The 12,505-nt window shown below is 62.3% G+C and carries 12 protein-coding genes; 7 read left to right on the top strand and 5 right to left on the bottom strand.

The window, feature by feature from the left end; translation table 11 throughout:
• Nucleotides 1-4 precede the first annotated feature (4 nt).
• Nucleotides 5-835, top strand: coding sequence for a M15 family metallopeptidase (locus ABD059_RS01400; protein WP_343877293.1), 831 nt, complete (start codon nucleotides 5-7; stop codon nucleotides 833-835).
• 17 nt (nucleotides 836-852) lie between these two features.
• Nucleotides 853-1,245: a large conductance mechanosensitive channel protein MscL gene (gene mscL / locus ABD059_RS01395; protein ID WP_343877292.1), complete on the top strand. Its 393-nt coding sequence runs from the start codon at nucleotides 853-855 to the stop codon at nucleotides 1,243-1,245.
• A 38-nt stretch (nucleotides 1,246-1,283) separates the two neighbouring features.
• Here mscL and glmM read toward each other — a convergent pair whose 3' ends face one another.
• The 3 genes from glmM to rplM all read right to left on the bottom strand — a co-directional run bounded on the left by glmM (nucleotide 1,284) and on the right by rplM (nucleotide 3,750).
• A complete protein-coding gene (glmM, locus tag ABD059_RS01390) occupies nucleotides 1,284-2,636 on the bottom strand; it encodes a phosphoglucosamine mutase (RefSeq protein ID WP_343877291.1) in 1,353 nt (450 codons plus the stop codon).
• A gap of 131 nt (nucleotides 2,637-2,767) precedes the next feature.
• Nucleotides 2,768-3,265 carry a 30S ribosomal protein S9 gene (gene rpsI, locus ABD059_RS01385; protein ID WP_343877290.1) on the bottom strand — a complete coding sequence of 166 codons (498 nt, stop codon included), beginning with the start codon at nucleotides 3,263-3,265 and terminating at the stop codon, nucleotides 2,768-2,770.
• Nucleotides 3,266-3,306: 41 nt separating this feature from the next.
• Nucleotides 3,307-3,750: a 50S ribosomal protein L13 gene (gene rplM, locus ABD059_RS01380; RefSeq protein ID WP_019481538.1), complete on the bottom strand. Its 444-nt coding sequence runs from the start codon at nucleotides 3,748-3,750 to the stop codon at nucleotides 3,307-3,309.
• Between the two features lie 519 nt (nucleotides 3,751-4,269).
• On the opposite strand from rplM, the gene ABD059_RS01375 reads away from it, so the two are divergent.
• The 4 genes from ABD059_RS01375 to ABD059_RS01360 all read left to right on the top strand — a co-directional run bounded on the left by ABD059_RS01375 (nucleotide 4,270) and on the right by ABD059_RS01360 (nucleotide 8,018).
• Complete coding sequence (locus tag ABD059_RS01375) at nucleotides 4,270-5,238, top strand: siderophore ABC transporter substrate-binding protein (RefSeq protein WP_343877289.1); 969 nt, start codon at nucleotides 4,270-4,272, stop codon at nucleotides 5,236-5,238.
• Nucleotides 5,239-5,342: 104 nt separating this feature from the next.
• A complete protein-coding gene (locus tag ABD059_RS01370) occupies nucleotides 5,343-6,272 on the top strand; it encodes an ABC transporter permease (RefSeq protein WP_343877288.1) in 930 nt (309 codons plus the stop codon).
• Nucleotides 6,262-7,263 carry an iron chelate uptake ABC transporter family permease subunit gene (locus ABD059_RS01365; protein ID WP_343877287.1) on the top strand — a complete coding sequence of 334 codons (1,002 nt, stop codon included), beginning with the start codon at nucleotides 6,262-6,264 and terminating at the stop codon, nucleotides 7,261-7,263. Before ABD059_RS01370 ends, ABD059_RS01365 begins: the two co-directional genes overlap by 11 nt.
• On the top strand, nucleotides 7,260-8,018 hold the full coding sequence (locus ABD059_RS01360; protein WP_343877285.1) for an iron ABC transporter ATP-binding protein: 759 nt from the start codon (nucleotides 7,260-7,262) through the stop codon (nucleotides 8,016-8,018). Before ABD059_RS01365 ends, ABD059_RS01360 begins: the two co-directional genes overlap by 4 nt.
• Here the strand turns inward: ABD059_RS01360 and ABD059_RS01355 are convergent.
• Nucleotides 7,999-10,845, bottom strand: a complete 2,847-nt coding sequence (locus ABD059_RS01355; RefSeq protein WP_343877283.1) for a bifunctional diguanylate cyclase/phosphodiesterase — start codon at nucleotides 10,843-10,845, stop codon at nucleotides 7,999-8,001. The two genes, ABD059_RS01360 and ABD059_RS01355, sit on opposite strands and share 20 nt — an antisense overlap.
• A 208-nt stretch (nucleotides 10,846-11,053) precedes the next feature.
• Between ABD059_RS01355 and ABD059_RS01350 the strand changes: the two genes are divergently transcribed.
• Nucleotides 11,054-11,440 carry an Hpt domain-containing protein gene (locus ABD059_RS01350; RefSeq protein WP_343877282.1) on the top strand — a complete coding sequence of 129 codons (387 nt, stop codon included), beginning with the start codon at nucleotides 11,054-11,056 and terminating at the stop codon, nucleotides 11,438-11,440.
• Nucleotides 11,441-11,460: 20 nt separating this feature from the next.
• On the opposite strand, the gene ABD059_RS01345 is transcribed toward ABD059_RS01350, so the two are convergent.
• Nucleotides 11,461-12,213, bottom strand: coding sequence for a response regulator transcription factor (locus ABD059_RS01345; protein WP_343877281.1), 753 nt, complete (start codon nucleotides 12,211-12,213; stop codon nucleotides 11,461-11,463).
• Nucleotides 12,214-12,505: the final 292 nt, after the last annotated feature.

The raw sequence follows: 12,505 nt of genomic DNA, 5'->3' as shown, positions 1-12,505 counted from the left end.
CGGTATGCGTCGACGGCCCACTCGTCGGTTACTGGTGACGGCTGCGATCCTGGCTGTCGCCGTCTCCGGCTGCGGATCATCCGACCCGGCCCCGACGGCTTCGGACCTCCCGAGCCTTGCCGTCGGCGAGATCCCCGCGCCCGCTCAACGGTCGCCGTCGTCAACTGCGCCTGCCGGCTCAGCGGCGGCCGCCTCTGCCTCGGGGGATGCTGCATCGGACGACTCTGTATCGGACGACTACGCCGATCCCTCGGCCGCCACCGTCGTCGTCAACAAACGGCGGCCGCTCACTCCGATTGAATTCACCCCGGCGGACCTCATCCTTCCCGACGTACCCCTCGCGACGGATGGCGTCAATGCAACCCTGCGCCCGGATGCGGCCAAGGCTGTGGAGGAGATGTTCGCCGCAGCCGCCGACGACGACGTCTGGCTCACCCTGGTCAGCGGCTACCGTTCCTATCCCGTCCAGGCCGCAACCTACGACTACTGGGTGAGTCGCAACGGCAGCCCTGAGGAGGCGGATAACTATTCGGCCCGCCCGGGCTACTCGGAACACCAGACCGGGCTCGCCTTCGATATCGGTCAGGACGACGGCGCCTGCACCCTCAGGTCCTGCTTCAGGGACACGACGGCAGCAGGCTGGGCATCGGCCAACGCCCACGAGTTCGGGTTCATCCTCAGATACCCGGAGGGCCGGCAGGACACCACGGGGTTCCTCGCTGAATCCTGGCACTACCGATTCGTCGGGACCGACACCTCATCGGCCATGAGGTCCAACGGTGTGGAAACCCTTGAGGAGTTCTTCGGGCTGCCCGATGCGCCCGACTACGGCTAGGCCGATATCCTAGGCGAATGCTCAACGGATTCAAGACCTTCATCATGAAAGGCAACGTCGTCGACCTTGCGGTCGCAGTGGTTCTGGGAACGGCGTTCGGCGCCGTTGTGAGGGCGCTGGTCGATTCGGTATTCATGCCGCTGATCTCGGCACTGGTGGGATCCCCGAACTTCGACGACTTCGCGAAAGTGACGATCAACGGGAACGACATCCTGTTCGGGGTACTGCTGACCGCGGTCGTCAATTTCCTGCTGGTAGCAGCGGCGATCTACTTCGTCGTCGTGCTGCCCATGAACAAGATGATCGAACGACGCAACCGGCGCCTCGGCAACGTCGAACAGGAACCCGCTGTGGATCCCCAGATCGAGTTGCTCACCGAAATCAGGGACAGCCTCGCCGCTCGCCCCTGACCTCTACCTGTGAACCGGGCGGGCCGGGCGACTCGTGACTACGCCGGAGTGAGGGCCAACCGAAGCTGTACCGTCTCGGCGAGCCGGTCGGCGGTGCGCTGCGCTGTCTCCATGTCGGCGGCTTCCACCATGACCCGGACCACCGGTTCGGTGCCGGAGGGGCGAAGCAGTACGCGGCCGGTCTCCCCCAGCGTCTCCTGCGCCTCGAGCACCGCCTGCTGGACATGCTCGTTGGTGGTCACCGCTGCCTTGTCCACGCCCTTGACGTTGATCAGCACCTGAGGGAGCTTGTTCATGATCTGGGATAGTTCCTTGAGCGACCGTCCGGTACGCGCCACCTGAGCGGCGAGCTGGAGACCGGTCAGGACGCCGTCACCCGTGGTGGCGTGCTCGGCAAAGATGACGTGACCCGACTGTTCGCCGCCGAGGCTGTACCCGCCGTCGCGCATGCCCTCGAGTACGTACCGGTCACCCACACCGGTTTCCCTGAGACTGATCCCCGCCTCGCGGAGGGCGAGTTTCAGGCCAAGGTTGCTCATCACCGTGGCTACCAGGGTGTTGTCCTTGAGAGTGCCGGCCGCGTTCATCGCCACAGCCATGATCGCCATGATCTGGTCACCATCGACAATGGAGCCTTCGTGGTCGACGGCGAGGCAGCGGTCGGCGTCGCCGTCGTGGGCGATCCCCAGATCGGCTCCATGCTCCAACACCGCAGCCTGCAAGGGACCCAGGTGGGTGGAGCCGTAGCCGTCGTTGATGTTGATCCCGTCAGGATCGGCGCCGATCACCACAATTTCGGCGCCGGCGTCGGCGAAGACCTGAGGGGAGCAGCCGCTGGCGGCGCCATGGGCGCAGTCGAGCACCACTTTCACGCCGTCGAGGCGGTTGGGGAGGGTCTGCAGGAGGTGGACAACATAACGATCCTCCGCGTCGGCAAACCGTTGGATCCGGCCGACGTCCCCTCCGGTGGGCCGCAGCGCGGGCCGGGTCAGCTCCAGCTCGATGGCGTCCTCAATCTGGTCGTCGAGCTTCTTCCCACCGCGGGCCAGGAACTTGATGCCGTTATCCGGTGCCGCGTTGTGTGAAGCCGAAATCATGACCCCGAAATCAGCGTCAAGATCGGCTACCAGGAAGGCCGCAGCGGGAGTGGGGAGAATACCGGCGTCGTAGACGTCAACCCCAGCACCGGCCAGGCCGGCTTCCACCGCCGCAGCAATGAAGTCACCGCTGATCCGGGGGTCCCGCGCGATCACGGCCGTCGGCCGTCTGCCTTCGGTCTTGCCATGGCCCAACACCACTGCAGCCGCCTGAGCCAGCTGCATTGCCAGCTCCGGGGTGATCAGGTCGTTTGCCAGTCCGCGGACGCCGTCGGTCCCAAATAATCTACTCATCGGTGTACATCCTAGTTCAGGGGAATCGATCCCTAGCTTAAACACCTAACGCCCGTCCGGTAACCGGACGGGCGTTAGGACCACTGAAGGCCGGGCATCCGAAGTGGAAGCGCGCCGGTCCACGTGGTTGGTTAGCGCTTGGAGTACTGAGGCGCCTTGCGAGCCTTCTTCAGACCAGCCTTCTTACGCTCGATCACTCGTGCGTCGCGGGTCAGGAAGCCGGCCTTCTTGAGGATGGCACGGTTGTTCTCGCGGTCGATCTCGTTCAGGGAACGGGCGACGCCGAGGCGCAGCGCACCGGCCTGGCCGGATGGGCCGCCACCGTGGATGCGGGCGACGACGTCGTAGGAGCCCAGGAGGTCGAGGATCTTGAACGGATCGTTGACTTCCTGCTGGTGCAGCTTGTTGGGGAAGTAATCGGCCAGTTCGCGGCCGTTGACAATCCACTTGCCGGTACCCGGTACGAGCCGGACCCGTGCAACTGCTTCCTTGCGACGGCCAACGGCTCCGCCGCCAACAGTCAGGGCGGGACGTTCCTTGGCTACAGCCTCGGTGGTCTCGCCGGTTTCTGAGGTGTAGCTCGTGAGCTCCTCAGTTGGTTCATTCAGCTCTTCAGTGTTCTGAGCCACGGTTCTCCTTGAATTAATTTCTTAGTGTGTGGTGGCCAGGACTACTGGGCGACCTGGGTAATTTCGAAGGTCTTGGGCTGCTGGGCAGCGTGAGGGTGCTCGGCACCGCGGTAGACCTTCAGTTTCCCGATCTGCTGGGCAGCCAGGGAAGTCTTGGGAAGCATGCCTCGGATAGCCTTCTCCACAGCGCGGACTGGATTCTGTTCCAGCAGCTCTGCGTAGTTGACCGACGAGAGGCCACCCGGGAACCCGGAGTGGCGGTATGCACGCTTCTGCTCGAGCTTGGCGCCGGTGAGGGCTACCTTCTCGGCGTTGATGATGATGACGAAATCGCCCATATCCATATGGGGTGCAAAGGTCGGCTTGTGCTTTCCGCGCAGCAGTGTTGCGGTCTGGCTGGCAAGTCGGCCTAGGACAACGTCGGTGGCGTCAATGACGTGCCACTGGCGGTTGATGTCGCCTGGCTTCGGGGTGTACGTACGCACGGTTTTTGCCTTCGTTTCTTGTTCGGTGACGCCTTCGCAACCGGGAGTTGAATCCCCGCGCGAAAGCTCAGCTTATGCATGCGCTACCGGAACTTCAGGTGAGGGCTGAAAGCCAGTGATCCCGGGTATCTCGGCCATATCCGCGGGCCAGGTGACTCTGCAACCGAGTCGCCACGCGGGCATGGACGTATCGAGGTGGGATACGCACAACGACTACCCAGATTAGCGCGAAGCTATGTCCCAGGTCAAAGCGAGCCCCGCAGCCACTGTCCCCGTCGGCGGAAGTTGCCCTGTCGACCCAGAAACGGCCCCCCGGTCAACGATGGCCGGTTGCTTTCGGCAGGTCTTGGCCCAAGGGCCGTTTCTGCGATTGATGCCCCTCGGAGTGGGCCGGATTCCACGGTAATCAGCCGAGAATCCAGGGGTTTTGCCGAAAGCCGAAACTTAAGGTTAGGTTAGCCTTTCCTAATTGTTTCGGCAGGAAGTGCCGCGAACAGACATGTCGATTGGAGTTTCCAGGTGAAGAACATCATGGGCCGGAGCGTTGCCCTTCCCGCGGCCGTCATAACGGCGGCGCTCGTCCTCGCGGGGTGCGGGACAGCAGCCAGCAGCACCGATGCGACCGGCGAAACGTCGGAGCCGGCTGCCGCTGAGCTCACGATTGAACATGCCCAGGGTGAGACGATCCTTGAGGGTGTTCCTGAAACCGTTATCACCTTCGACATGGCGTCGCTCGACACACTGGATACCCTCGGGGTGCCTGTCGCTGGACTCCCGCAGGATAATCTGCCGGACTACCTTGAGAAGTACTCCGGTGCTGACTACCAGAATATGGGAACCCTGTTCGAGCCGGACTACGAGGCTGTCAATGCTGCCGAACCGGACCTCATCATCGTCGCCAACCGGTCCTCCGAGGCATACGCCGAGCTGAGCAAGATTGCCCCGACCATCGACCTGACCCTGGACTGGGAAGACTATCTCGGAAGCTTCACCCAGAACGTGGAGACGCTCGGCGAGGTCTTCGACAAGACGGCCGAGACGGATGCCGCACTGGAAGAGGTCTCGGCAAAGATCGGTGAAGCCCAGTCCGTGGCAGGGGAGGCTGGAACCGGCCTGATCGTCATGACGAGCGCCGGGGAAATTACCGCCTATGGGCCGGGTTCCCGGTTCGGCTGGCTGCATGATGAGCTTGGCCTGGAACCAGCCGTGGCCGACGTCGAGGCGGAAACCCATGGGGATCCGGTATCGAACGAGTTCCTGCTCGAAACCAACCCTGACTGGCTCTTCGTCATCGACCGTGACGCGGCGGTTGGTGAGTCCGGTAGTGCCAACGCCCAGGAAGTCCTCGACAACGAGGTAGTCGCCAAAAGCACCGCCTGGAGTGAAGACCAGGTGGTGTGCCTGGATCCGGTGCCCTGGTACATCGTCATGAGCGGTCTCACCGCGGTGAACGACATGGTTGATTCAGTCATCGACGGGCTGTCGTAATCGACCCTCAGGCCCTGCGCACCACGAGCATCGCCCCGGCCGCTCCCCCGGTCCGCCGCCGCGGTCCAGCGCCACTGCTGTTGCCTCTTGCCGGGGTGGCCGTGGTGGCGCTGGCGATCGGCAGCACCTTCATCGGCGTCAGCGACGTCACCCCGGCTAGCCTGCTACGGGGTGGCGCCGATAGCGAGGCAGCCTTCCTGCTTCTCGCCAGCCGGGTGCCGCGGACCATCGCACTGGTGCTGACCGGCATTTCCCTGTCGGTGGTCGGTCTCATCATGCAGATGCTGGTGCGCAACAAGTTCGTCGAACCCAGTACCACCGGCACTGCTGAATCAGCTGCCCTGGGATTGCTGGTCGCAACGGTCTTCCTGCCGGAGGTTTCCCTGATGGGGAAGATGCTGGTGGCCGCCCTGTTCGCCCTTGCCGGGACATCCCTGTTCCTGTTGATCCTGCGGCGCATCCCGGTCCGGTCGATCGTGCTGGTCCCCCTGGTTGGCATCATGCTGGGCGGGATCATCGGTGCGGTGACCACCTTCTACGCCTACCGCCTTGACCTGTTGCAGACCCTCGGCGTGTGGATGACCGGTGATTTTTCGGGGATCCTCAGGGGCCGGTACGAGCTCCTCTGGGTTGCCTTCGCCATGACGGTCATTGCCTATCTGGCGGCCAACCGGTTCACCGTCGCGGGGTTGGGCCAGCAGTTCACCAACAACGCTGGACTCAATTACGGGCGCCTGCTGATCTTTGGTCTGGTGATCGTGTCGGTTGTCAGCGCCGTCGTCGTCGTGACGGCCGGCGTCATTCCGTTTCTGGGGTTGGTGGTACCCAACGTCGTGAGCCTGATGATGGGAGACAACGTCAGGAACTCGATGCCCTGGGTCGCAATCCTGGGCGCCGGGTTTGTCCTTGTCTGCGACATGATCGGCCGCCTGGTGCGTTTCCCTTACGAGATTCCGCTGGGAGTCGTCGTCGGTGTGGTGGGGTCGGCGATTTTCCTTTACCTGCTTTTGAGGAGCCCCGGCCGTGTCCACTGAATCGGTAGCTTCGCCTCCGCGAGCGCGTGGGAAGTGGCAGCCCGACCGGCCAACAGCGGTGCTCATGGTCCTGAGTCTGCTGGCCCTCGGGTGCATCGTCTGCTTCCTCACCGTGGGAATTGTTGGCAGCTGGGATTTCGCAGTGCCGTTCCGCGCACGGAAAGTCGCAGCCATGACGCTTGTGGCCATCGCCGTCGGCGTCTCAACAGTCCTCTTCCAGACCGTCACCAACAACCGGATCCTGACCCCCTCCATCATGGGCTTCGATGCACTCTATGTGCTGATCCAGACGCTGATTGTCTTCAGCTTCGGCGCCCTGACCCTCGCAACAGTCGATGACCGGCTGAAGTGGATTGTCGAGGTGGGCGCGATGGTCCTGTTCTCGACCCTCCTCTTTCGCTGGCTGTTCTTCGGGGCACGGCGCAGCCTGCATCTGATGATCCTGGTGGGGATCATCCTCGGGGTGCTCTTCCGAAGCATCTCCGGATTCATCCAGCGGATGCTCGACCCGGCTGCCTTCGCCGTGCTGCAGGACTCATTCTTTGCAAGCTTCAACGCCGTGAACGAGGAGCTGATTGTCATTTCCGCGGTAGCGGTTCTGATCTGTCTGGTGGTCGGAGCTCGGCTGCTCCCCGTGTTCGACGTCCTGGCGCTGGGCGAAAACCACTCAATAGGTTTGGGTATCAACCACCGACGGACCGTCATGACCGTGCTGGTCCTTATTGCGGTTCTGGTTTCGGTGTCAACAGCGCTGGTCGGGCCGATTACCTTCTTCGGGTTGATCGTCGCCAACCTCGCGTATGCGCTCACCGGAACCAGCCGGCACCGCATGGTACTGCCCGGAACGGTCCTGCTGGGCATCATCGCTCTTGTTGGTGGTCAGCTCATGCTTGAGCAGGTCTTCGGCTTCAATACGGCGCTGGGCATCATCATCGAGTTTGCTGGCGGTATTTTGTTCGTCATTCTCCTGATCAGAAAGGGACCCCGATGATCACGTTACGAGGGGTAACAAAGAGCTACGGCTCGCAGGCAGTGGTCGACGGCGTCGATCTGGACCTCGGCCGGAGTGGGATCACGTCAATCATTGGCCCCAACGGCGCCGGCAAGTCGACGCTGCTCTCGATCGTTGGACGTCTGTTGTCGATGGATCACGGCACTGTCGACATTGATGGGCTGGACATCGGGACGACGTCGGGCAGGGTCCTCGCGAAAAGAGTTGCCATGCTGCATCAGGACAACCACCTCACTGCACGCCTGACGGTGGGTGAACTCGTGGCCTTCGGACGCTACCCACATTCCCGGGGACGGCTCACCGCCGATGACAGGAACCGGATTGACGAGGCCCTGCGCTACCTTGACCTGACGGAGCTTCAGTCTCGTTTCCTGGACGAGCTGTCAGGTGGACAGCGCCAACGGGCGTTCATCGCGATGGTGCTGGCGCAGGACACCGACTATGTCCTTCTCGATGAACCGCTGAACAACCTGGATCTGCGGCATGCTGTTGAGATCATGCGGCTGTTGCGCCGGGCTGCCGATGACCTGGGTAAACGGGTGGTGCTGGTCATGCACGACATCAATTTCGCGTCGGTCTATTCGGACGAGATCGTCGCGATGGCCGACGGAAGGATCATTCACCAGGGCCCGGTTGACGCCATCATGCGGCCCGAGGTGCTTTCTGCCATCTACAAAACTCCGATCGATGTTCAGAGCATTGATGGGAAGCTGATCAGTTTGCATTACACCTGATCGCTGCGAACCACGCGGGCACCTGGCCGGCCGGCAGAGCCGGCGACCATAGGTACCCTTGAGCAAACTGCACCTGCATCCGGGACAGCTCGGCCAACTGCTCAGCGGTCTCCACTCCTTCAGCCACCACCCGTAGACCCAAGGCCCGCCCCATCGCCGCAATGGCCTCCACGATCGGGCCGGCATGCACGTCACTGCCCCCGAGACCGTCGGTGAAAGACCGGTCGATCTTCAACGAGGTGACGGGAAAACGCCTGAGATAGCTCAATGATGAATAGCCCGTCCCGAAGTCATCGACGGCGATGCCAACGCCGAGGCTACGAAGTTTGGTCAGCGTTTTCAGTGACTGGTCCGCGTCGCCCATCAGGACAGATTCGGTAATCTCCAGCACCACGGCGGACGGTTCAATTCCTGCTGCCCGAATGGCATCTCCCACCCCGGAATGAAGCCCTGCATCCTGCAGTTGCCGAGCCGAAAGGTTCACCGACATCTTCCACTTCTCTGCACCGGACAGCTCCTCCTTCCAGCGCTTCACCTGCTGCAGCGCCTGATTGAGGACCCATAGCCCGATCGGCACAATCTGGCCGGTTTCCTCTGCGACCGGGATAAACGAGTCGGGACCAATCAATCCGTGTTCAGGGTGCTGCCACCTCACCAACGCTTCAAAGCCGATGGGCTCACCGCTCGCGACCTCGAACACTGGTTGGTAGTGAACCTGCAACTGATCGCGCTCGATGGCACGCGGCAGTTCGGTCTCGACGGCCAGCCGCAACGCCGCTCGTCGGTGCATTGCCTCGTCAAAGACGATTGCATTGTTCCTCCCGCTCACCTTGGCCCGATACATCGCGGCGTCGGAATTGTGCAACAAGGATTCCGGGGTGTCATCGGCTGAGGAGATTGCGATGCCGATACTGACATCCACGAATACTTCCCGGTCCAGAAGCTCGAACGGTATTTGCACTGCCGTGCGGATCCGGCGGGCCAGTTTCTTCGCGCTGTCCTCAGTCATATCCGCGCAGACAATGACAAACTCATCACCAGCAAAACGGGCCAGGGTGTCCTCTGGGCGAACAGCGTCTAGCAACCGGGACGACAGCTGGACCAGGAGGCTATCCCCTGCAGCGTGGCCCAGGCCGTCGTTGATGACCTTGAAACGGTCCACGTCCAGGAAGAGCACTCCAACGTGTGAGGCTTTCAACGCGCACTCGGCCAGAGCCTCCTGGATGCTCTCCGTGAGCAGCGCCCGGTTCGCCAGGCCGGTCAGCGGGTCCCGGAACGCCAACCGTTCAAGCGCCTGTTCCCCCAGCTTCCGTTCGGTGATATCAAGCGCCGTCCCCAACATCTTGACTGGCTCGCCGTCGTCGTCCCGCTCCAAGACTGCCCGGGCGTACACCCATCGGACGTCCCCGTCGGGGTCCCCCACACGGTAGGTGAAATCGACTGACGTGCCGTGGTCCATTAAGTCTTTCCACAGCTGGGCAATACGTTCGCGGTCCTCCGGGTGCACCGCACCCAACAGTGGACCGCGTGAGCCCTCGGCCGTCACCGGCAGTCCATGGATCCTGCAATACTCGTCAGACCTCCAGACCCGGTCGGCGATGGCATCCCACTCCACGGACCCCACGTGGGCCATTTCCTGGGCAGCTGCCAGCCGGTCACGCTCCAGTTCAGAAGCGGCGCGGAGCCTGTTGATTTCGGACACATCACGGGCGACGGCCGATGAACCGACCAGTTGTCCTTGCTCGTCGTACATCGGGGAGAGCGTGAGCGAAATGTCCAACAGCGATCCGTCTTTTCGCATCCCCCGAACCAGCTGGCCGATCACCGGCTCCCCTTGCCGAAGCTTGTCGCGCAGCTCCTCATCCGGACCGGAACGTTCCTCCGGTGAGAGCATCAGGACGCTACGGCCGATTGCCTCCTCCGGCGAATAGCCGTAAATGCGCTCAGCTCCGGCATTCCAACTGGTGATAATCCCATCGAGGGTTGCACCGTTGATGGCATCGTTCGAGAATTCGACCAGACTCGACAGCCGACTCATCTCCGCCTGGGCACGGTTCGATTCGGTCGTATCCGTGGAGACATCAATGACCGCGATTACCTGCCCCGCTTTGTCATAGAGCGGGGTGATTGTCGAGTAGACCGACAGGCGGAGACCGTTTCTGTGTTTGGTCCAGTGCTCACCCGACCACGGCTTCCCCGAGGACACCTGGGCAATGATCGCTGTGGCTCTGGAGCCGTTGTCGAACAGGGCGAGATCCGCGAAGTGTCGGCCAACCGCATCCCCCGCGCTCCACCCCAGCATCTGGACCGAGGCGTCGTTCCAGTAGGTGATCCGCCCCTGCAAATCAATCGCGACTACTGATTGCCCGACGGCGTCGAGCAGCGACGCCTGGAAGGAGCTTTCCTGCTGGGCCACTCGCTGCGGCGTGATGTCGATGTGGGTGACTACCAGACCGCCGCTGTCACTCCTGCAGATGCGCGTGCGGATCCAACGTTCACCGCCCGAAGACGGATATTCAAGCGCAAGGTTCTGATGGTCCCCGCTCAGGACAGCGTGGAGGCCAGCTGAGACTTCGACGGCGGCGCCGTCACCCTGCGCTGCCGCCGCTACACATTCCGTCAGGTAGGACCCCCCGGCAACCGGTGCTGCGATCCCGGCAAAGGGCTGGGGGAAACGCTCCCATTCCCGATTAACGGCCGAGATCACACCATTCACATCGAGTAGCGCCACCGCAACCGGGAGCGCGTCAAGGGTGTCACGCAACCCTGCCTGTGGTCGCTGCGCAGGATTGCCGTCGGCCGGGGCCGAGGGTCGGTGCGTGGTCATCATCACAGCCTATGCCAACGGCCGGCCGGGCTCGCCCTGGCCGGACCAGGCAAAGGAATGACGCAGCTTTTGCGCAGGGTAAACCAAACTATCGACCGGAATAAAGCCGGTCGACGTACCCTCAGTAAATGATCCCTGCGAAATGCGCCGTGCCTAAAGCGGTGAGGACGGTTTTCACGGTGGCGGACGGTACCGCACCAATCGCTCAGTGCTGCCCCTAATACTTTCTCCACAGGGCCGTGTTCCCCTCATCGATCACAACACGCTACTGACCCTGGCAGATCAGCTCGACAATCCGTCGGCGGTCAAGGCTTTCATCCTCGACTTCATCCATGTTTGGGACGAGAGGTTCACCCGGCTGGCGGACACCGTTTCCCGTCGTGACCACGCCGCCGCCATGGAAGCGGTGCTGAGCGTCAGGACCAGCTCAATGATGGTCGGCGCGGCGAGGCTTGCCAGCCTGGCGTCCACCCTTGAGGAGTCAGTCCGGCTCAACGACCTGAGCGGAGCCGCCGACATTCTTCCGTCCGTGGAAGCGTGCGGGATCCAAACGATCCGCGAACTGGCTCTTTGCTCCGAAGCTGTTCTCGGGTAAGACGAATGCTGGCCGTTGGATCAGGTCCGTTTGGGCGCCAACCTGTAGCCAACCCCGCGGACGGTCAACAGCCACTTGGGTTCGCGCGTGTCCTCGCCCAGCTTGCGGCGGAGGTTGCCCATATGGACCTCCACCGCCCGCTCATCGGCATCACTGATGTAGGCGTCGTCCCGGTAGTGGTGTCCCCTGACAACTCGGACCAGATTCGCTTTGGTTCGGACCGATCCGCCGCTTCGAAGGAGATCGTGCAGTAAATCGAACTCACTGCGTGTGAGGCTGAGTTTGTTTCCCGCCAACGTCGCGGTCCGCGTTTCGTGGTTGAGCGCCAGCCCATTGTGCAGTAGCACCCCCGGCTCGCCCTCCTCGGGAGGAGGCGCACTTCCCTCCCCGGTTTTCTCGGGATTCCGTGGCCTGCGGAGCATTGCGGCTATCCTGGCCCGGAGTTCCCGCGGGCGGAAAGGTTTGGTAATGAAATCATCCGCACCTGATTGCAGCGCGGTCAGGGTATCCAGTTCATCGGTTCTGGCGGTCAGCATCAGCACGTAGCAATTGCTTGACTGTCGGATCCTCCGGAGTACCTCGTACCCGTCGATATCCGGAAGTCCCACATCAAGGGTCACAATGGTCGCGTTATGTCTCCCGACCAGCTCGACCCCTGCCCGGCCCGAGCCGGCCGAGTGAACTTCAAATCCAGATTGGGTGAGAACAGCATCGACCAGGTTCCGCACATCGGCATCGTCCTCGATGACCACTGCGACTCCGGGATCGCTCATATCATTCCCTATTCCTGGCTCGTCTGACCGCTAGGCCATTGGGCTGTAAAGGATACGTCCCCCGCATTTCACAATACTTCCGTTCGATCCCTCAGCATACTCTGCGACAACGCGTCTGCTCGGTTTCAATCCGGTGCCCGTATCGACTGCGTATCAATTGGCGAGATTCCCGGTGCAAGGGTGAATTACGCCTATTGGTGGGAGACAATGGGGCTCTTCGCAAACGAGAGTGTAGGCGGGGTGTAGCCGGGGTGGGCGCGTCGGTGACGAGATGGAGGTCGAGGCCTTCCGA

The organism is Arthrobacter flavus, from assembly GCF_039526005.1.
In the GTDB taxonomy this organism is placed as follows: domain Bacteria; phylum Actinomycetota; class Actinomycetes; order Actinomycetales; family Micrococcaceae; genus Arthrobacter_D; species Arthrobacter_D flavus.
Note: the sequence above shows the minus strand (reverse complement) of the source record. Positions and strands in the feature narration are given on the sequence as shown.

What these genes read in the sequence shown, in the direction of transcription:
- ABD059_RS01400 (WP_343877293.1), top strand. Translation starts at nt 5, where the DNA reads ATGCGTCGACGGCCCACTCGTCGGTTACTGGTGACGGCTGCGATCCTG.
- mscL (WP_343877292.1), top strand. Translation starts at nt 853, where the DNA reads ATGCTCAACGGATTCAAGACCTTCATCATGAAAGGCAACGTCGTCGAC.
- glmM (WP_343877291.1), bottom strand. Translation starts at nt 2,636, where the DNA reads ATGAGTAGATTATTTGGGACCGACGGCGTCCGCGGACTGGCAAACGAC.
- ABD059_RS01360 (WP_343877285.1), top strand. Translation starts at nt 7,260, where the DNA reads ATGATCACGTTACGAGGGGTAACAAAGAGCTACGGCTCGCAGGCAGTG.
- ABD059_RS01355 (WP_343877283.1), bottom strand. Translation starts at nt 10,845, where the DNA reads ATGACCACGCACCGACCCTCGGCCCCGGCCGACGGCAATCCTGCGCAG.
- ABD059_RS01345 (WP_343877281.1), bottom strand. Translation starts at nt 12,213, where the DNA reads ATGAGCGATCCCGGAGTCGCAGTGGTCATCGAGGACGATGCCGATGTG.